Here is a 20,282-nt window from a genome sequence, read left to right as displayed (position 1 = left end):
ATTCCATTTAGTGAAATGAAAGCAAATAGTAAGGAACAGCTATGCTTGCCAATATTAAAAAAACAGCACTAGCAACAGCAATTATTGCAACGGCTACTACAGGTTTTGCATCGGTAGCTACTGCGGCTGAACGCAGTGAACTGACTATCCACCCTAAAGAGTTTACAACTTTCGTTCGTAACTTTAACCCTTTCTTGGGTGCAACTAACCTGCACACAACAACCGACTTTATTTACGAGCCGCTCGTTGTTTTTAACGAAATGCACGGTAACACGCCTGTATTTCGTCTAGCAGAAAACTTTACCATGGCTGATGACCTGATGAGCGTAACCTTCGATATCCGTAAGGGCGTAAAATGGTCTGATGGCAAAGCGTTTACCGCTGATGATGTTGTTTACTCTTTCAACCTAGTTAAAGAGAAGCCAGAGCTAGACCAATCTGGTATCAACTCTTGGGTGACTGGCGTAGAAAAAGTTAACGACTACCAAGTTAAATTCCGTCTAAGCGAAGCAAACTCAAACGTTCCTTACGAAATTGCGAAAGTACCCGTCGTACCTAAGCACGTATGGAGCAAAGTAAAAGATCCAGCAACATTCACAAACGAAAATCCAGTAGGCAGTGGTCCATTTACCGAAATCGACACTTTCACACCGCAGCTATATATCCAGTGTGAGAATCCGAATTATTGGGATGCAGACAACCTAGATGTAGACTGTCTGCGTGTGCCGCAAATCGCGAACAACGACCAATTCTTGGGCAAAATCGTTAACGGCGAAATGGACTGGACGTCTTCATTCGTACCAGACATCGACCGTACGTACGCTGCAGCAAGTCCGAATCACCACTACTGGTACCCACCAGCGGGTACTCAAGCATTTGTAGTGAACTTCAAAAACCCAGACGCTGCGAAAAACGAAGCGCTAACTAACGTTGACTTCCGTCGTGCGTTCTCTATGGCGCTAGACCGTCAAACTATTATTGATATCGCTTTCTACGGCGGCGGTACAGTGAACGACTTCGCATCTGGCCTTGGCTACGCATTCGAAGCTTGGTCTGATGAAGAGACGCACAACAAGTACAAAGGCTACAACACATACAACGCGGAAGGTGCGAAAAAGCTTCTAGCTAAAGCTGGCTTCAAAGATGTAAACAAAGATGGCTTTGTGGATACACCATCTGGCAAGTCTTTCGAGCTTCTAATTCAATCACCAAACGGTTGGACTGACTTCAACAACACAGTACAACTAGCCGTTGAGCAACTAGCAGAAGTGGGCATTAAAGCTCGTGCTCGTACACCGGACTTCTCGGTATACAACCAAGCAATGCTAGAAGGTACTTACGACGTTGCTTACACCAACTACTTCCACGGTGCAGATCCACACTTGTACTGGGATAGTGGCTACAACTCGAAGCTACAAGCTGGTGACGGCATGCCTCGCTTTGCAATGCACTTCTACAAGAACGATAAGCTAGACGGTCTTCTTAACAGCTTCTACAAGACAGCAGATAAGCAAGAACAGCTAGAGATCGCTCATGGCATTCAGAAGATCATTGCTCAGGACCAAGTAACTATTCCTGTGCTATCTGGCGCGTACATGTACCAATACAACACAACTCGCTTCACTGGTTGGTGGAACGAAGAAAACCCTAAGGGCCGTCCAAACATTTGGGCAGGTATCCCAGAGCGTCTACTTCACGTACTGGACCTAAAACCAGTTAAATAAGTAGAAGTTCATTTCAAGCGGCATGCATCCCGTGTGCCGCCTATAAAAATCCCTTGTTAACGAAACCAATATGTGGCGCTAGTCGTCAGGGGATTTTTCGCTCTAAATTTCGCTAGGAGCGACCTGAAACCAGAAACAGGGAAAAAATCTGGGTGAGTAAGGTGTGAGTTATGGGTTATTTTTTAAGACGTTTGTCGTTCTATCTTGTCGCGCTCTTAGTTGCAGCGACGTTAAACTTTATTATTCCGCGAGCAATGCCTGGTGACCCAGTTACCATGATGTTTGCTAATGCTTCAGTACAGGTGACTCCAGAACGAATCGCAGCAATGAAAGAACTGCTCGGTTTCGTTGATGGGCCAATTTACATTCAGTACTTCTCGTACATTAAAAACATTCTAAGTTGGGAATTAGGCACCTCAATCCAGTTCTACCCACTTTCAGTTAATTCTTTACTAGGTAGTGCATTTGGCTGGTCACTATTTCTAGCTGGTACTGCGGTTGTACTTTCTTTCTCCATCGCTTCTGTCCTTGGTATTTTTGCCGCCTGGAAGCGCGGTAGTAAGTACGATGCATTCGTAACGCCTGGTACATTGATCATTCAAGCTATTCCACAAATGGTTATCGCAATGTTAGCGCTGTTTACCTTTGCGATTGGCCTGAAATGGTTCCCATCTGGCTATGCTTACACGCCAGGTACTATTCCTGATTGGACAAGCTGGGAGTTCATCAAGAACGTGGGTTACCACGCTGTATTACCTCTATTCTGTGCAACCATCGTTCAAATTGGTGGCTTCCTAGTTAACATGCGTAACAACATGATCAACCTTCTCGCCGAAGACTATATCACGATGGCTAAAGGTAAAGGGCTGAGTGAAAACCGCGTCGTCTTTAATTACGCCGCACGTAACGCACTACTTCCAAGTGTTACCGCACTGTCTATGTCTTTAGGTATGGCCATTGGAGGTCAATTAATCATCGAGATGATTTTCAACTACCCAGGCCTAGGTACTGTTCTATTGAACGCAATTCACGCTCGTGACTACCAAGTACTTCAAGGTCAGTTAATTATCATGACGATGTTCATGCTGTGCTTCAACTTAATGGCTGACATGCTGTACATGATTCTAGACCCTCGCCTACGTACGGGAGGCAAATAATCATGAAAGAACTATTCAAACTTATTTTAGGTAACGCATTTGCTCGCATTGGTCTTGGCATTGTTACGCTGTTCGTGTTCGTTGCGATTGCCGCTCCTTTACTTACAAAGCATGCGCCAGACAAGCGAACCGGTAACCCACACGAATACCCAAGCTTTGTTGTAAAACAGGCACAAAACAACCCTGATGGTTGGGTCGCTAAAAACCTAGCAGACGATCGTCGTACACTGCTTATGTCTAAAAAGGCCGACCACGTATTAGGTACTAGCCGAATGGGTCGCGATATCTGGTCGCAGGTGGCTTACGGTGCACGAGTATCACTGGGTGTAGGCTTTGGTGCTGGCATCATCGTGTGTTTCTTAGCAACAGTCATTGGTATATCGGCAGGTTACTTCGGCGGTAAAGTGGATGACGTATTGAGTGCCGCGATGAACATCATGTTAGTAATCCCGCAGTATCCATTGCTATTCGTGTTGGCGGCCTTTATCGGTGAAGCAGGCCCACTCACCATTGCCTTGATTATCGCTGGTACTTCTTGGGCATGGGGTGCACGTGTTGTCCGCTCTCAAACTATGGCACTACGCGAGAAAGAGTTCGTTAAAGCTGCCGAAGTATTGGGAGAGTCTTCATTCCGCATCATCTTCGTTGAGATTTTACCAAACCTTATCCCAATTGTCGGTGCGAGCTTCATTGGCTCAGTAATGTTGGCGATCAACACTGAAGCGGTCATTTCGTTCCTAGGTTTGGGTGATGCCAACACGATCAGTTGGGGCATCATGCTTTACAACGTGCAAACCTCATCAGCCATGCTGATTGGCGCATGGTGGGAAGTACTAGCACCTTGTATTGCCCTAACACTACTGGTTACTGGTCTTGCTCTGTTGAACTTTGCCGTTGACGAAATTGCGAACCCTCAACTTCGTTCTCACAAAGGCATGAAACGCTGGAAAAAACTAGCAGCAAAAGACAAGAAAGAGCGTGAGCCTGAACTGGCACCACAAAATGCACTATGGAGCGGAGATAAATAATCATGACTGCACCACTAATTTCCATCCGTAACCTATGCGTAGACTACATCACAGACGCGGGCGATGTCCGCGCCTGTAACAACGTGAGCTTCGACATTGCACCAGGTGAAGTATTCGGTCTGGCTGGTGAATCTGGCTGTGGCAAATCCACTGTTGCCTTCTCACTAATGCGCCTTCATAAGCCACCAGCGTTTATCACAGGTGGTGAGGTTATCTTCAACGGTGAAGATATCCTTCAGTACAGCGATGATCGCATGCAAGCGTTCCGCTGGAGTGAAATGTCGATGGTATTCCAGAGTGCGATGAACGCTTTGAACCCTGTTCTAACCATGGAAGAGCAGTTTTGTGACGTCATCATGCGTCATACCAATATGACTCGCGCTCAAGCAAAAACACGCGCTGAAGGTCTGCTGGAAATCGTTGATATCCACCCTAGCCGATTGAGTGATTACCCGCACCAGTTCTCTGGTGGTATGCGTCAACGTCTAGTAATCGCAATCGCTTTGGCTCTGAACCCAAAAATGATCATCATGGACGAACCGACTACCGCATTGGATGTAGTGGTTCAACGTGAAATTCTACAAAAAATTTACGCGCTTAAAGAAGAGTTTGGTTTCTCAATTCTGTTCATCACACATGACTTGTCATTGATGGTCGAGTTCTCGGATCGTATCGGCATCATGTACTCAGGTGAGTTGATTGAAGTCGCGCCTTCTAAGCAAATTCTGGAAAGTCCTTACCACCCTTACACCAAAGGTTTGGGTAGCTCTTTCCCTCCACTAACTGGACCAAAGACCAAATTGACTGGTATTCCAGGTAACCCGTTGAACTTGCTAGAAGTACCACGGGGCTGCCGCTTCCAAGCTCGTTGCGATCGCGTACATGAAGCATGTACACGTGTACCAACCCAATTACGTCAAATTGAACCAGGTCGCCTCTCAAATTGCCATTTGTACGGCGACACCATTGCTCAAGCTAAGGTTTAACAACAAAAAAACGCTAGCTAAGAACAAAAATTACACTGGAGAGAATTATGAGCAAACAATTCGGCGAACTGCTGATTGAGGGTAAAAATGTCGTTAAGGACTTCCCTTTAAACAGTAACTCAATCAAACAATCTAAGATGCGCGCAATCAACGACGTCTCTTTCAAAATGTACAAGAGCCGCGGCTTGTCAGTGGTAGGTGAATCTGGTTCAGGTAAGTCTACTACTGCAAAAATGATTGCAAAAATGTACGCACCAACCGATGGCATCATTGAATACAAAGGTCGTGATATCCAAGACATCACCTCTCGTCACGATTTAATGACCTACCGTGAAGGTGTACAAATGGTGTGGCAAGACCCGTTTGGCTCGCTAAACCCAACGCACAATATCTTCCACCATATTGCGCGCCCGCTGCTGATTCATAAGAAAGTAGCACCGGGCAACAAGAAAGAACTGGAAGAGCGTGTGTACGACCTACTTGAACAAGTTGGTCTTATTCCACCAAAAGAAACGGCGCAAAAGTTCCCGCACCAGCTATCTGGCGGTCAGCGTCAACGTGTAAACCTAGCTCGTAACATCGCAGTTGGTGCTGAAGTGGTATTGGCGGATGAGCCAACATCGATGCTCGATGTATCAATCCGTGCCGGTGTTCTGAACTTGATGGAAGAGATGAAGTTCGAGAAACAAATGTCTCTGCTTTACATCACTCACGACATCGCAACAGCGCGTTACATTGCTGAAGATCTCGCGGTCATGTACGTAGGTCACATGGTTGAATGGGGCGATACTGAAGAAATCATTCACGATCCTCAACACCCATATACGCAACTGTTGGTATCTGCGGTTCCAGATCCATCGAAGTCTATTCACGAGAAACTGAAAGGCAACAAAGGGGAAATCCCACTTTGGACACCAGAATCTGTCGGCTGTCCATTTGCTGGACGTTGTGTACACGCTACCGACAAATGTCGCGAACGACTACCGGGCGTCACTCAACTGTCCGACAACCACTTTGTCCGCTGTTACTTATTTGAAGATTAATCATAACGAGGGTCAGGTTCAGCCTGACCCATTCCTGTTTTTATCGTTTCCCGGAGACATTGAATGCTGCTACTGACTAACCACATTGGTTATGAACGTCTGGGCCCAAAGAAAGCCATTATCCAGACCGAACAACCACACTTGTCTTCTTACACTGCTCAATTGATTTGTGCCACTAGCGAGCAAACCGTGGCAACTTTTGCGGTTGAAGAACAAGGTAAAGTGGCGAACTGGCATCAGGGCTATTTCTACCTCATCGACTTTTCCTCTTTCACAACGTCAGGTGACTATTTCTTGCAAGTAGAAGATACGCGCTCTTCCTCTTTCATCGTTGGCGAACACATTCTGTTGGATCAAACTTTGTCAGATGTGATCCACTACTTCAAATCGCAACGTTGCGGCGGGATCTTCGATAAACAAGATCGACAACTTCCAGTACTAAACTCCAATAAAAAGGTTGATGTACACGGCGGCTGGTACGACGCATCAGGAGACGTTAGCAAGTATTTAAGTCACCTTTCATACGCGAATTATTTGAATCCTCAACAAACCCCAATGGTGGTTTGGAACATCCTAAAAGGGGTTTCATTGCTTGAAGGAAGCGAAGACATTGCAGCTTTCACACGTACACGTCTGATTGAAGAAGCCCTGTTCGGTGCAGACTTTCTTGTGCGTATGCAAAACGAAAAAGGCTTTTTCTACATGACGGTCTTTGACAAGTGGAGCAAAGATACTGCGCAACGCGAGATTTGCGCGTACGAAACTCAACTTGGTCACAAATTTGACGACTATCAAGCAGGCTTTCGACAAGGTGGCGGTGTCGCCATTGCAGCGCTAGCGGCAGCGTCGCGTTTAAGTGTTCACGGTGAATACGATCAACAAAAATACCGCAACGCTGCCGAAAATGGTTACTGGCACTTAAAAGAGCACAATACGCAGTACCTCAATGATGGGGAAGAAAACATTATCGACGAATACTGTGCGCTACTGGCTTGTGTAGAACTGTTTAAAGCAACCAAAGAAACTCGCTACTTGGAAGAGAGCCGTTTGTGGGCGCAACGTTTAGTTGCACGCCAAATGAGCGACGAGCAGATTCAACACTTTTGGTCAGCAAACCAAGACGGCAGCCGTCCATATTTTCACGCAGCCGAAGCTGGTCTACCAGTTATTGCCCTATGCGAATATCTATCAATTGAAGACGACTCAGCACGAGCGGAATCGGTAAAACGTATCGTCAACCTAGCGTGTGAGTTTGAGATCACAATATCGAATAAAGTGATCAACCCATTCGGTTACCCTCGCCAATATGTTAAAGGCGTAAATGAGTCAAAACGCGAGGCATTTTTTGTCGCACACAACAATGAATCCGGCTATTGGTGGCAAGGCGAGAATGCTCGACTGGGCTCACTCGCGACCATGGCGTACCTTGCTCAACCGCATATAGCGTCGCAAGAAGTACAGCAACAACTTTCTGTGTTTGCTCAAGATGCATTGAACTGGGTTGTAGGCTTAAACCCATACGACATGTGCATGCTAGATGGCCATGGTCGTAACAACCCTGATTACCTCCCTCAATATGGTTTCTTCAACGCAAAAGGTGGCGTGTGTAACGGAATCACTGGCGGCTTTGAAGACGAGGAAGACATTGCATTTAACCCACCAGCACAAAAAGAAGACGTGTTACAAAACTGGCGCTGGGGCGAACAATGGATCCCGCATGGCGCTTGGTACTTACTCGCGATAATGAGTCAAGCTCAGCATGTTTCTCAGTTGGCGACCTCTAAAAATATGAAGGAAGAATAATCATGGGAATGTATTTTGTCGGTATCGATGGTGGCGGCACGTCATGTCGAGCCAGGATTAAAGATTCACAAGGTAATTTTCTTGGCGAGGCCAAAAGCGGCAGTGCCAACATCATGCTAGGTGCTGAAATAGCAATGGCTTCGATTCTTGAATCCATCACTTCGGCTACCGAGCAAGGCGGTCTAACACAACAAGATTTCGCGTCGATGCACGTCGGCTTAGCCCTTGCTGGCGCAGAGCACAAAGCATCTTGGCAAGCCTTCATGTCTCTTCCTCATCCATTTGCCAGTATAACTCTGAATACCGATGCTTACGGTGCGTGCGTTGGTGCGCACAATGGCGAAGATGGCGCAATCATGATTGCGGGAACCGGTTCTTGTGGCATCTACCTTAAAGGATTGGAGCAACACGTTGTCGGTGGTCGTGAGTTCCCTATTTCGGATCAAGGTGGCGGCGCAGTGATGGGGCTACGCCTAGTTCAGCAAGTTTTGTTAGCTGAAGATGGCATCAGAGAAAAAACGCCCCTAGCACAACACTTTATGACGCATTTCGAAAATGAGGTCGACAACGTGGTGGCGTGGTCAAAACAGGCGCTTCCTCGTGATTATGGGCAGTTTTCTCCGGCTATTTTCCAACATGCGGAACAAGGCGATGCACTGGCCATTGAAATACTGAAGCAAACCGCAGCGGATATAGAAATGTTTCTCGTGGCATTAAACAAGCGCGGCGCAACACGTATTTGTTTAATGGGTAGCATTGCTGAACGCATTTTACGTTGGCTCTCACCACCAGTTCAGCAATGGATTGTTGAGCCACAGTTTGACGCGATTGAAGGCGCAATTATGTTTGCTGGCAAACCAGAACATAACCTTTACTCGCTCAGTGCGGCGTAGGAGTAGATATGGAATATCGTGTTGATCTCGTGGTCCTTTCTGAGCAGAAACAAAACTGCCGCTTTGGCCTCACCTTTCATAACTTGAGCGACCAAGACCTAAACAGCTGGAGCTTAACTTTCGCTTTCGATCGTTACATTCTTCCAGACAGCGTTTCAAATGGTCAACTGACTCAAATTGGTAGTTTTTGCACACTTAAGCCAGAAGGGGTGGTACTGGCTGCCAACCATCACTATTACTGTGAATTCAGTATTGGTTCGAACCCATTCCGTTATTACTCGGATGGCTTTAACGAAGCGATGATCAACTTTGTCGTTGATGGAAACCCACAGCGCGCACAAGTGGATGTCACGCCTATCGTATTAGCTTCACCATACCGTGAACGCAGTGAGATTCCTGCAAGTTTAACCCATGCACAGCCCTTGCTGCCAAAACCAAACCATATTGAGGTCAGCGATCACTATTTTAGCTTTGATCATCATGCTGGCGTCGCGGTTTATTCAAGCCTGGCCAATTCAGCTAAAGAATGGCTACTTGATGAGCTTAAGCGCATTCACCAATTTGAGTTCGCATCAGACAATGGCAGTCAGATCATCTTCAAAGGCAACCCAACCTTGGATGAAGGCGCTTACAAACTGAAAGTAGCCGAAGAGTCAATCAAAATTGAAGCAGGATCTTCGTCTGGTTTTACCCATGCTTGTGCAACGTTATTACAACTAATCAAAGTTGGCGATCAACCTAACTCAATGGAAGTAGTTTGCTGTTCAATCAAGGACAGGCCACGTTTTCGTTACCGCGGTATGATGCTGGATTGTGCTCGTCATTTTCACTCCGTTAAGCAAGTCAAACGCTTGATCAACCAACTGGCTCATTACAAGTTCAATACGTTCCATTGGCATCTTACCGACGATGAGGGGTGGCGAATTGAAATCAAATCACTGCCTCAACTGACCGATATTGGTGCTTGGCGCGGATTGGATGAGATCAATGAACCACAGTACACGCACTTTGATGAACGTTACGGCGGCTTCTACACACAAGAAGACATCAAAGACGTTATCGAATTTGCATCACAACGCGGCATCACCATCATTCCTGAAATTGATGTACCTGGTCATTGCCGAGCCGCCATCAAGTCGTTACCACACCTATTGGTAGAAGCGGAAGATACCACCGAATACCGCAGTATTCAGCATTACAACGACAACGTCATTAACCCAGCTCTGCCGGGGAGCTATGAATTTATCGACAAAGTGCTAGAAGAAGTCTCTGCGCTTTTTCCTGCGCCTTACGTTCATATTGGTGCCGACGAAGTACCTAACGGCGTATGGTCAAAAAGCCCAGCATGCCAAGCACTAATGGAACAACTGGGTTACAGCGACTACAAAGATTTGCAAGGACACTTCTTGCGTTATGCCGAAGACAAACTTCGTAAATTGGGCAAACGCATGCTGGGCTGGGAAGAAGCTCAACACGGCGACAAAGTCAGTAAAGATACGGTGATCTACTCATGGCTAAGCGAAGAAGCGGCCTTGAACTGTGCTCGCCAAGGCTTTGATGTGGTGCTGCAACCAGCACAAACCACTTACCTAGATATGACCCAAGACTACGCACCTGAAGAACCGGGCGTGGACTGGGCAAACCCACTGCCACTAGAAAAAGCTTACAACTACGAGCCGCTCGCTGAAGTGCCTGCTGACGACCCAATACGTAAGCGCATTTGGGGCATTCAAACAGCATTATGGTGCGAAATTATCAATAACCAACCTCGCATGGACTACATGATCTTCCCTCGTTTAACTGCAATGGCAGAAGCATGTTGGACAGACAAACAACACCGAGATTGGACCGACTATTTATCACGCTTGAAAGGCCATCTACCTCTGCTTGATTTGCAGGGAGTGAATTACCGTAAACCGTGGAAGTAATACAAAACTGATGTCGAAACATCACGCTTGAAGAGTTTTTAAATTTTGGCTGCTGATGCAGCTTCGTAAAAAGGAAAGACACAAATGAAATACGGCTATTTCGATAACGAGAATCGCGAATACGTCATCACTCGCCCTGACGTACCAGCACCATGGACCAACTACCTAGGTACTGAGAAGTTCTGTACGGTTATCTCGCACAACGCGGGTGGCTACTCGTTCTACAACTCTCCAGAATACAACCGTGTTACTAAATTCCGTCCAAATGCGACATTCGATCGCCCAGGACACTACGTTTACTTGCGTGATGATGAGACAGGTGATTACTGGTCAATCTCTTGGCAACCAGTTGCGAAGAGCCTAGACGAAGCAAACTACGAAGTTCGTCACGGCTTGTCTTACTCTAAGTTCAAATGTGAATACAGCGGTATTACCGCAACAAAAACTCTGTTCGTGCCAAAAGGCGAAGACGCTGAAATCTGGGATGTAGTGATTAAAAACACCTCTGACAAACCACGTACGATCAGTGCATTCTCATTTGTTGAGTTCTCATTCAGCCACATTCAATCTGATAACCAAAACCATCAGATGTCTCTGTACTCGGCAGGTACGGCTTACAACGAAGGCGTGATAGAGTACGACCTGTACTACAACACCAACGATTTCGAAGGCTTCTACTACCTAGCTTCAACATTTGCCCCAGATTCATACGACGGCCAACGTGACAGCTTCCTAGGCCTATACCGTGACGAAGCAAACCCGTTAGCGGTAGAACAAGGTAAGTGTTTCAATACAGCGCAAACTTGTTACAACCACTGTGGCTCTTTGCATAAGCAATTTACTATTCAGCCGGGTGAAGAAGTTCGCTTTGCTTACATTCTCGGTATCGGTAAAGGCAACGGAGAGCGTCTGCGTGCTAAGTACCAAGACCTTGCAGAAGTCGACAACGCATTTGCGGGTATCAAAGCACACTGGGATGAGCGTTGTGGCAAGTTCCAAGTGAAATCACCAAACGAAGGTCTAGATACCATGATCAACGCTTGGACGTTATACCAAGCGGAAACGTGTGTGGTGTGGTCTCGCTTTGCTTCATTCATCGAGGTGGGAGGCCGTACTGGTCTTGGTTACCGCGATACAGCGCAAGATGCAATCTCAGTTCCTCACGCTAACCCAGCAATGACGCGCAAACGTATCGTTGACCTACTGCGCGGCCAAGTAAAAGCGGGCTACGGTCTACACCTATTCGATCCAGATTGGTTTGATCCAGAAAAAGCGGATGTTAAACCATCTAAATCTCCAACCGTAGTTCCAACACCTTCTGATGAAGACAAAATTCACGGCATCGAAGACACCTGTTCTGATGATCACCTATGGCTAGTTCCAACCATCTGTAAGTACGTGATGGAAACCGGTGAGCACAGCTTCTTCGACGAAGTGATCCCTTACGCCGACGGTGGCGATGCAACGGTTTATGACCACATGAAAGCCGCGCTAGACTTCTCGGCTGAATACGTAGGTCAAACCGGTATCTGTAAAGGTCTGCGTGCAGACTGGAACGACTGTCTGAACCTAGGTGGCGGCGAATCTTCAATGGTGTCGTTCCTACATTTCTGGGCACTGCAGGAGTTCATCGACCTAGCGAAATACCTAGGTAAGGAAGCCGACGTTGAAAAATACACCGAGCTGGCAGCAAACGTGCGTGAAGCGTGTGAAACACACCTTTGGGACGAAGAAGGCGGCTGGTATATCCGTGGTCTAACGAAAAACGGCGAAAAGATCGGTACAGCGCAACAAAAAGAAGGTCGTGTACACCTAGAGTCAAACACACTTGCGGTACTTTCTGGTGCGGTATCTCAAGAGCGCGGCGAAAAAGCGATGGACGCTGTCGATGAGAACCTATTCTCTGAATACGGCCTCCACCTAAACTCACCATCTTTTGCAACACCGAATGATGATATCGGCTTCGTAACTCGTGTTTACCAAGGCGTAAAAGAGAACGGTGCGATATTCTCGCATCCAAACCCATGGGCTTGGGTAGCTGAAGCGAAACTGGGTCGTGGTGATCGTGCAATGAAGTTCTACGATGCGCTAAACCCATACAACCAGAACGACATCATCGAAAAACGTATTGCAGAACCATACTCATACGTTCAGTTCATCATGGGTCGTGACCACCAAGACCACGGTCGTGCAAACCACCCATGGTTAACAGGTACGTCAGGCTGGGCTTACTTCGCTGTTACCAACTTTATTCTTGGTGTGCGTACAGGCTTCGATGGCCTAACTATCGATCCATGTATCCCAACGAACTGGCCTGGTTTCGAAGTGACTCGCCAATGGCTAGGAGCAACGTACAACATCAAAGTCGTTAACCCAGACTCAGTAAGCAAAGGCGTTAAGTCGATTACCGTGAACGGTGAAGCTGTAAATGGTGCATCTGTACCAGTTCAAGCGGAAGGTTCAGTAAACGAAGTTATCGTTACTCTAGGTTAATCATCTTTTGGGGGAGTCCTTCTCCCCTTTTGATTTATCCGGTGCATTTATGTTTTACAAGTGCATCGGTTCGCTAGCAAAGATTTAAGACGCGGTGGGATGCCGCTCTTATCGAGGATCGAATCATGATCAAATTTGGTACAGGCGGTTGGCGTGCATTTATTGGTGAGGAGTTCACCAAAGATAACGTACGCTTGGTTGCCCAAGCAGTTGCAAACATCACGAATAACGAATCGGTTGCTGATCGCGGTTTTGTGATTGGCTATGACCGTCGTTTTCTTTCCGATAAAGCAGGTCGTTGGTTCGCTGAAGTTCTAGCAGCAAACGGCATTATGGTTAGCTTTATCGACAAATTTGTCCCAACACCTATCGTAATGTTTAAAGCGAAAGAAATGGGCTGCGCATACTCGGCATGTATTACCGCATCACACAACCCTGCCGATTACAACGGCATTAAAGTCTTCATTGAAGGTGGTCGTGACGCAGATGAAATCATCACCCAAAAAATCGAATCACAAATAGACGCGCTCACTGCGCAAGATGTAAAAAGCGTCGACTTTGAACAAGCGGTTGAAGATAAGCTGATTGAAATCATCAATCCGATGAACGAATTCGTTGACTCAATCATCGACTTTATCGACATCGGAGCGATCAAGAAGGCGAATTTACGTGTTTTGATCGACCCAATGTTTGGTGTCGCGAAAAACGCACTGCAAACCGTATTAATCAACGGCCGCTGTGACGTTGATGTGATTAACGATGGCAAAAACCCAGACTTCGGTGGGTTAATGCCTTCGCCAAGCGCTGCAACACTCTACCGTTTGATGCACCTAGTGAAAGAACAAGGTTACGATATTGGCATCGGTACTGATGGCGATGCGGACCGTCTTGGTATTATCGACGAAAAAGGTAACTTCATTCATCCAAATGAAGTTCTACTGCTGCTTTACTACTACCTACTTGAATACAAAGGCTGGAAAGGCTCCGTGGTACGTAACATCGCAACCACCCACCTTCTCGATAAAGTCGCCGAAGATCATGGCGAGAAATGCTTTGAGGTTCCTGTAGGCTTTAAGCACATCAGCTCCCAAATGGAAGCGGATGACTCACTGATTGGCGGGGAAAGCTCTGGTGGCCTAACCATTCGCGGCCACATCAAAGGTAAAGACGGCGTATTCGCATCAAGCCTATTGGTAGAAATGATTTCAGTAACCGGCAAGAAGCTGTCTGAGTTGCTGGATGAAATCTACGGCAAGTACGGCTATGCCTACATGGCAGAAGGCGATTGCAAGTTCAAACCAGCGCAAAAAGACGTACTGTTCAACAAGATTTATGTTGAAAAGCAGTTGCCTGAGTTCGAGTTTGAAATCGAAAAAGTCAGCTATGAAGATGGTGCGAAAGTCTACTTCAAGAACGGCGGTTGGATCATCGCTCGCTTCTCTGGCACTGAGCCACTGCTACGAATTTTTGCAGAGATGCAAGATAAGGACACTGCGGAACGTGTTCTTCAACAGTTTAAAGACTTCTTGTCTTTATAACTGAACCTTGTGCCCGCTTCGAGCACTATGATGAGAGTCAACGCTGTCGGAAAAGGCGCTCATCAACAGGAGAAGAGCACTTGCCCGGCTCCACAGCCGGGCTTTTTATTGTATGTTGGGAAGTCGTAAACGAGATAGAAAAGATACTCAGGAGCGTTAAGCAAATGCCAGGACGCCTTGCGTTTCAATTTTCACCGCGACGGACTCACCTATATTTAATGCTTGCGAAGCTGTAGCTAACAAACGGTCACCATTCGCGTTAATCACATAACGGCAGTGATCACCCATAAAATGCTGTTCCAATACGGTTACCGAACTATCTTCATCGGATTGAATTTGCACATGCTGCGGTCTTAGCAGTAAAGAGCACTCCGCCTGTACTGGAATATCTTGTTGAGCCGTGGCTTCAACCACGCCCAAGTGGGTTTCATATTCTGAATTCGAAACCCGTTTAGCAGCAAGGTAACTGCCACCACCTAAGAAATCAGCGACAAATTTACTTGAAGGCTGGTAGTAAAGCTCAGATGCTGTGCCATATTGCTCGATGACTCCATTGTTCATCACTGCCATTTTATCGGCGAAAGCAAAAGCCTCTTCACGGCTATGCGTAACAAAAATGGCAGTCACACCTTGGGCCTTAAAAATCTTACGGATCTCACTTATCAACTCATGGCGAACTTGCGTATCAATATTAGAAAACGGTTCATCAAGTAACAATAAGTCTGGGCTGTAAGCTAATGAGCGAGCAATCGCAACACGCTGCTGCTGTCCACCAGACAATTGATGAGGATAACGATCGCCATAACCTTGAAGATGCACGAGTTCTAACATCTCTTGAACTTTGGCATTTTTCTCTTTTGTCGAGCACTGCTTTAAGCCAAAGGCAATGTTTTGCTCCACCGTCAAGTGAGGAAAAAGTGCGTAATCTTGGAAAATCATCCCGATATTACGCTGTTCTGGCGGCAACCAGTTTTCCCCATCATCAATTGTGACGCAATTTAGACTCATTTCGCCTGACGTTAACGGCAATAATCCCGCAACGGCCTTTAATAGTGTTGTTTTCCCACAGCCACTGGCTCCTAGCAAACAGACAATCTGCCCTTGTTCTACCTCAAGAGACAATGATTCGAGTACAGTTTGATCGTCATATTGGCACGTTAGGTTTTTAATTGATAATGCACAGCTCATCAGTGATTTTGCTCCAGTGAACGGTTAACAACAACAAGCGGGATCAACCCAACAAGAACCAACAGAACCGCTGGCAAAGCGGCCAATTCTAAATGCTCATCCGAGGCGAAGTTATAAACGTATGTGGCTAGTGTTTCAAAGTTAAACGGACGAAGTAACAAAGCCGCATTAAGCTCTTTCATCGACTCGATAAACACTAATAAAGCCGCAATCAGTGCACCGCGCTTAACCAGCGGAAAGTGCACGCGCCACAGCATGGCATTGGGCTTACAACCCATAGTGCGCGATGCCATATCTAACGACGGAGAAATTTTATTTAAATTACTTTCGATACTACCAATCGCTACCGCGGAAAAGCGCACAACCATGGCAAATACTAGTGCGAACATGGAACCAGAAAAGATAAGTCCCGGCCTTCCCCACTCCATGGCTTTAGCAACATCGTTGACACGATGATCCATAAACAGCACAGCGACCATCACACCGATGGCTAGTACCGTTCCTGGTACTGCATAGCCCATAGAAGAAAGACGCATAAATGCCAAGCTTTCTCGTTTACCACTGACTCGATGGGTAAAGTTAACGATCAGTGCGACAGCAACACCAATAATCGCAGCAATAACAGACACAACTAAGCTATTCCATGCGTATTCACGAAACTCTGAGGTCCAACTCTGCGCAAAATAAGTGATCGCATAATCAATCAGCTGTAGTAGCGGCAAAATAAAAGCGACTGAAACCAAGCCCCAACACCAAACCAGTGCGGTCCACTTTTTCCAGCCCGTCAACTCGTAACGAAAATCTTCGTGACTGTTAAATTGGCTTTGAAAAAGCTTTTGTTTACGGCGGCTGTATCGTTCGGCACTAAGAAGCAGTACTACAATGACGAGCATCATGGCAGAAATCTTGGCTGCCGCATTAAGATTAGAGTACCCCAACCAAGTATCGTAGACCGCTGTGGTTAACGTATTCACCGCGAAGTAACTTACCGTACCAAAGTCACCGATGGTCTCCATTGCGACCAATGATAAACCTACTGCGATAGAGGGTCTTACTAACGGCATCGAGATGCGCCAAAAGCTTTCCCATGGAGAGCACTTGAGCAAACGCGCGCTTTGCAATAAAGAGACATTTTGCTCCATAAACGCAGCCCGGCACAATAAATACACGTAAGGATACAACACCAAAGCCAACACAAAGGTCGCACCAGGCAACGTACGAATGTCAGGGAACCAATACTCGCCAGGTCCCCATCCGGTTACATCACGCAAAAAGATCTGAATCGGGCCTGCAAAATCAAACCAATCAGTAAAAATATAACCAATGATATAACCTGGCATTGCAAGAGGTAGCACCAATGCCCACTGCAACCATTTTTCGGTCGGCAGTTTACACATGGCCATTATCCAAGCGCTTGGAATACCAAGAATTAAGGACAGCACCATTACGCCAACAGTTAGCGCAACCGTGTTAAAAATATAAGTCGGCATGACCGTTGCCATTAAATGAGCAAACAAATCATCCGTTTCACCAATTGCGGTGTAGAAGATCGCTAAGATCGGCAAAACCAGTAGCAGAGTTATTACCCCACTACTGGTTTTCCATAAAGAGTGTTTATCTTTCATCGCCTAATTACTGCAAGGCTGTATGAAATACAAATGCTGTTGCAAATACATCTCATATCCTTTAATCAAATGGGGGTACTGTTATACCCCCACAAGGAATTAAAGGTCAAATTTCACTTCATCTAATAGCTTAATTGCCGCTTCGTGGTTGGCTGCAATATCGTCTAGAGAAAGCTTGTCTGCTTTAAAGTCACCCCAAGATTCCACAAGCTCAGAACGCTTCACGCCTTCTTTAACTGGGTACTCGTAGTTAACTTCTGCGTACATTTGCTGCGCTTTGTCACCCGTTAGGAATTCCATTAGCTTCACAGCATTGTCTTTGTTTGGAGAGTACTTAGCCATCGCCATACCAGAGATATTCACGTGAGTGCCTGTAGTCTCTTGGTTAGGGAAGTTGATGTAAACTGCATCAGCCCAAGCTTTTTGCTCTTTGTCGTTAACCATTTTACCTAGGTAGTAGCTGTTACCTAGAGAAACATCACATAGGCCTTCTTTGATCGCTTTAACTTGTGCACGATCGTTGCCTTGTGGTTTGCGAGCAAGGTTTGCTTTCACGCCTTCTAACCACTCTTTGGTTTCTGCTTCGCCATTGTGAGCAATCATTGCTGAAACTAGAGAAACGTTGTACGGGTGCTTACCGCTACGAGTACAAATTTTACCTTTGAACTCTGGCTTAGCTAAGTCTGCGTAGTTGAAATCTGCGCCTAGTTTACCTACGCGATCACGTGATGAATAAACGCTACGAGAACGTAGAGTTAGAGCAAACCACTCATTCTCTTTATCTTGGTATTGAGCAGGTACGTTTTCTTCAATGATTTTGCTATCGACTTTCTGAACTAAACCTTTGTTTGTCAGTTCAGCTAGACGGCTGATGTCTGTCGTAAGAATAACGTCAGCAGGGCTGTACTCACCTTCTTGAGCTAGCTTTTCTGCTAAGCCTTTTTTAGCAAATTTTACGTTTACTTTGATACCAGTTTCTTTAGTGAACTCATTGAACATAGGTTCAACTAGGAAAGGTTGACGGTAAGAGTAGACGTTCACTTCTTCAGCAGCCATTGCTGTTGGAGCTAGAGTAGCGCAAGTTAGTGCTGAAAGAGTTAGCAGTTTTTTCATTGTTTAATCCTTTACCATGCTAATGATAACGTTTATCAGTTGCGTTATTATATGTATGTTCAATAAGAAGACAATGACGAATATTAAAAAACCTGCTCATCGGAGCAGGTTTTATTGTGTTAAGTGTGTAACCATTTATTACAAGCTAATGATTATTTCACCGTAACAAACTCTGGGTAAGCACCAACACCACAATCATGCATGTCCATACCTTCCATTTCTTCATCTTCTGTAACGCGAATCCCAACGGTCGCTTTCAAGATTGCCCACACAACTAGGCTAGCACCAAATACCCAAGCAAAGATAACTACGGCACCTAAAAGCTGTGCACCAAACGTTGCATCACCGTTGCTCAGTGGCACTACCATTAGGCCGAAGAAACCACACACACCGTGAACTGAGATAGCACCTACTGGATCGTCAATTTTAAGTTTATCTAGAGCAATGATACTGAATACTACTAGTGCACCCGACACCGCACCAATCGCAACCGCGTACAGTGGTGATGGCGATAGAGGGTCTGCAGTGATGGCAACCAAGCCAGCTAGCGCGCCATTGAGAATCATCGTTAAATCGGCTTTACCCCAAGTAGTTTTACAAACGAATAGCGCCGCAATTGCACCGGCAGCCGCTGCTGCGTTAGTGTTTAGAAAGATCTGACCTACCGCTGTAGCATTCTCAAAATCTGAAACCATCAACTGAGAACCACCGTTAAATCCAAACCAGCCAAACCAAAGGATAAAAGTACCCAACGTTGCCAAAGGCATGTTAGAACCTGGAATCGGATAAATTTCACCATTTTTACCGTACTTACCCTTACGCGCGCCAAGCAGTAACACACCAGCTAGAGCAGCAGAAGCACCTGCCATATGTACGATACCAGAACCCGCAAAGTCACTAAATCCAGCTTCTGCGAGGAAGCCTCCACCCCATGTCCAGTAACCTTCCATTGGATAGATAAACGCAGTTAAAATCGCAGAGAAAATCAAGAAAGACCAAAGCTTCATGCGCTCAGCTACCGCACCAGAAACGACGGACATGGCAGTTGCAACGAAGACAACTTGGAAGAAGAAGTCAGACTCTAAAGAGTGGTCGGCCCCTTCACCTTGAGTACCAATTAACGTACCAAATGAAGGTAACCAGCCTCCTTCTCCATTATCGACATACATGATGTTATAACCGACAATCAGAAACATCGTACATGCGATGGCGTACAAACAGATGTTCTTCGTAAGAATTTCTGTTGTGTTTTTAGAGCGCACAAGGCCAGCCTCTAGCATCGCAAAGCCTGCTGCCATCCACATTACCAACGCACCGGAAATGAGGAAGAAAAAGGTGTCAAGTGCGTAACGTAACTCGGTTACTGTTGTTGCTAATTCCATAATAAGTATCTCCAATCCTTTGAATTCTTAAAGTGCTTCTGCGTCCATTTCGCCAGTTCGGATACGCACCGCTTGGTTCAGATCGTAAACAAAAATTTTACCGTCGCCGATTTTTCCGGTTTGCGCAGCTTTTGTAATTGCTTCAACAACGCGATCTACATTGTCTGCGTGAGTCGCGATTTCAATTTTCACCTTTGGTAGAAAATCGACTTGATACTCTGCACCGCGATACAATTCCGTGTGACCTTTTTGACGACCGAACCCTTTAACTTCTGATACTGTCATCCCTTCGATACCGACATCAGCCAATGCTTCTCGTACATCGTCTAATTTAAACGGCTTAATAATGGCATTGATTATTTTCATTGAGTTATCTCCGAA

At 46.1% G+C, this 20,282-nt stretch carries 15 protein-coding genes; 10 read left to right on the top strand and 5 right to left on the bottom strand.

Going from position 1 to position 20,282, the window contains the following annotated elements:
* Positions 1 to 41 precede the first annotated feature (41 nt).
* The 10 genes from R7P80_RS06750 to R7P80_RS06705 all read left to right on the top strand — a co-directional run bounded on the left by R7P80_RS06750 (position 42) and on the right by R7P80_RS06705 (position 14,593).
* Entirely contained in the window at positions 42 to 1,724 is a 1,683-nt protein-coding gene (locus tag R7P80_RS06750) for an ABC transporter substrate-binding protein (RefSeq protein WP_005380037.1), read from the top strand.
* A gap of 170 nt (positions 1,725 to 1,894) precedes the next feature.
* Positions 1,895 to 2,881 (top strand): ABC transporter permease, encoded by a 987-nt coding sequence (locus tag R7P80_RS06745; RefSeq protein WP_005380038.1) that lies wholly within the window; start codon positions 1,895 to 1,897, stop codon positions 2,879 to 2,881.
* Between the two features lie 2 nt (positions 2,882 to 2,883).
* Positions 2,884 to 3,909: an ABC transporter permease gene (locus tag R7P80_RS06740; protein WP_047102642.1), complete on the top strand. Its 1,026-nt coding sequence runs from the start codon at positions 2,884 to 2,886 to the stop codon at positions 3,907 to 3,909.
* A gap of 2 nt (positions 3,910 to 3,911) precedes the next feature.
* On the top strand, positions 3,912 to 4,895 hold the full coding sequence (locus tag R7P80_RS06735) for an ABC transporter ATP-binding protein (RefSeq protein WP_005380040.1): 984 nt from the start codon (positions 3,912 to 3,914) through the stop codon (positions 4,893 to 4,895).
* A 47-nt stretch (positions 4,896 to 4,942) separates the two neighbouring features.
* Positions 4,943 to 5,938, top strand: coding sequence for an ABC transporter ATP-binding protein (locus R7P80_RS06730; protein ID WP_005380041.1), 996 nt, complete (start codon positions 4,943 to 4,945; stop codon positions 5,936 to 5,938).
* Positions 5,939 to 6,001: 63 nt separating this feature from the next.
* Complete coding sequence (locus tag R7P80_RS06725; protein ID WP_017635902.1) at positions 6,002 to 7,741, top strand: glycoside hydrolase family 9 protein; 1,740 nt, start codon at positions 6,002 to 6,004, stop codon at positions 7,739 to 7,741.
* A 2-nt stretch (positions 7,742 to 7,743) separates the two neighbouring features.
* A complete protein-coding gene (locus R7P80_RS06720) occupies positions 7,744 to 8,634 on the top strand; it encodes an N-acetylglucosamine kinase (RefSeq protein WP_017635903.1) in 891 nt (296 codons plus the stop codon).
* An 8-nt stretch (positions 8,635 to 8,642) separates the two neighbouring features.
* Positions 8,643 to 10,562, top strand: coding sequence for a beta-N-acetylhexosaminidase (locus R7P80_RS06715; protein ID WP_005380048.1), 1,920 nt, complete (start codon positions 8,643 to 8,645; stop codon positions 10,560 to 10,562).
* A gap of 84 nt (positions 10,563 to 10,646) precedes the next feature.
* Complete coding sequence (locus R7P80_RS06710) at positions 10,647 to 13,055, top strand: GH36-type glycosyl hydrolase domain-containing protein (protein WP_225491534.1); 2,409 nt, start codon at positions 10,647 to 10,649, stop codon at positions 13,053 to 13,055.
* 125 nt (positions 13,056 to 13,180) lie between these two features.
* Positions 13,181 to 14,593 carry a phosphoglucomutase/phosphomannomutase family protein gene (locus R7P80_RS06705; RefSeq protein ID WP_005380053.1) on the top strand — a complete coding sequence of 471 codons (1,413 nt, stop codon included), beginning with the start codon at positions 13,181 to 13,183 and terminating at the stop codon, positions 14,591 to 14,593.
* Between the two features lie 156 nt (positions 14,594 to 14,749).
* Here R7P80_RS06705 and R7P80_RS06700 read toward each other — a convergent pair whose 3' ends face one another.
* From R7P80_RS06700 to R7P80_RS06680, 5 genes are all read right to left on the bottom strand, one after another.
* Complete coding sequence (locus R7P80_RS06700) at positions 14,750 to 15,781, bottom strand: ABC transporter ATP-binding protein (protein ID WP_005380055.1); 1,032 nt, start codon at positions 15,779 to 15,781, stop codon at positions 14,750 to 14,752.
* The gene (locus R7P80_RS06695; RefSeq protein ID WP_025768193.1) at positions 15,781 to 17,406 is read right to left on the bottom strand and encodes an ABC transporter permease; all 1,626 of its coding nucleotides are present in this window, start codon (positions 17,404 to 17,406) and stop codon (positions 15,781 to 15,783) included. The genes R7P80_RS06700 and R7P80_RS06695 overlap by 1 nt, the downstream gene beginning before the upstream one ends.
* 99 nt (positions 17,407 to 17,505) lie before the next feature.
* Positions 17,506 to 18,519 carry a Fe(3+) ABC transporter substrate-binding protein gene (locus R7P80_RS06690; protein WP_005386566.1) on the bottom strand — a complete coding sequence of 338 codons (1,014 nt, stop codon included), beginning with the start codon at positions 18,517 to 18,519 and terminating at the stop codon, positions 17,506 to 17,508.
* Between the two features lie 152 nt (positions 18,520 to 18,671).
* Complete coding sequence (locus R7P80_RS06685; protein ID WP_047102648.1) at positions 18,672 to 19,901, bottom strand: ammonium transporter; 1,230 nt, start codon at positions 19,899 to 19,901, stop codon at positions 18,672 to 18,674.
* A 27-nt stretch (positions 19,902 to 19,928) separates the two neighbouring features.
* The gene (locus tag R7P80_RS06680; RefSeq protein ID WP_005386570.1) at positions 19,929 to 20,267 is read right to left on the bottom strand and encodes a P-II family nitrogen regulator; all 339 of its coding nucleotides are present in this window, start codon (positions 20,265 to 20,267) and stop codon (positions 19,929 to 19,931) included.
* Positions 20,268 to 20,282: the final 15 nt, after the last annotated feature.

Origin of the sequence: Vibrio sp. 2092 (assembly GCF_033339635.1) — a bacterium.
In the GTDB taxonomy this organism is placed as follows: Bacteria; Pseudomonadota; Gammaproteobacteria; order Enterobacterales; family Vibrionaceae; genus Vibrio; species Vibrio alginolyticus.
Note: the sequence above shows the minus strand (reverse complement) of the source record. Positions and strands in the feature narration are given on the sequence as shown.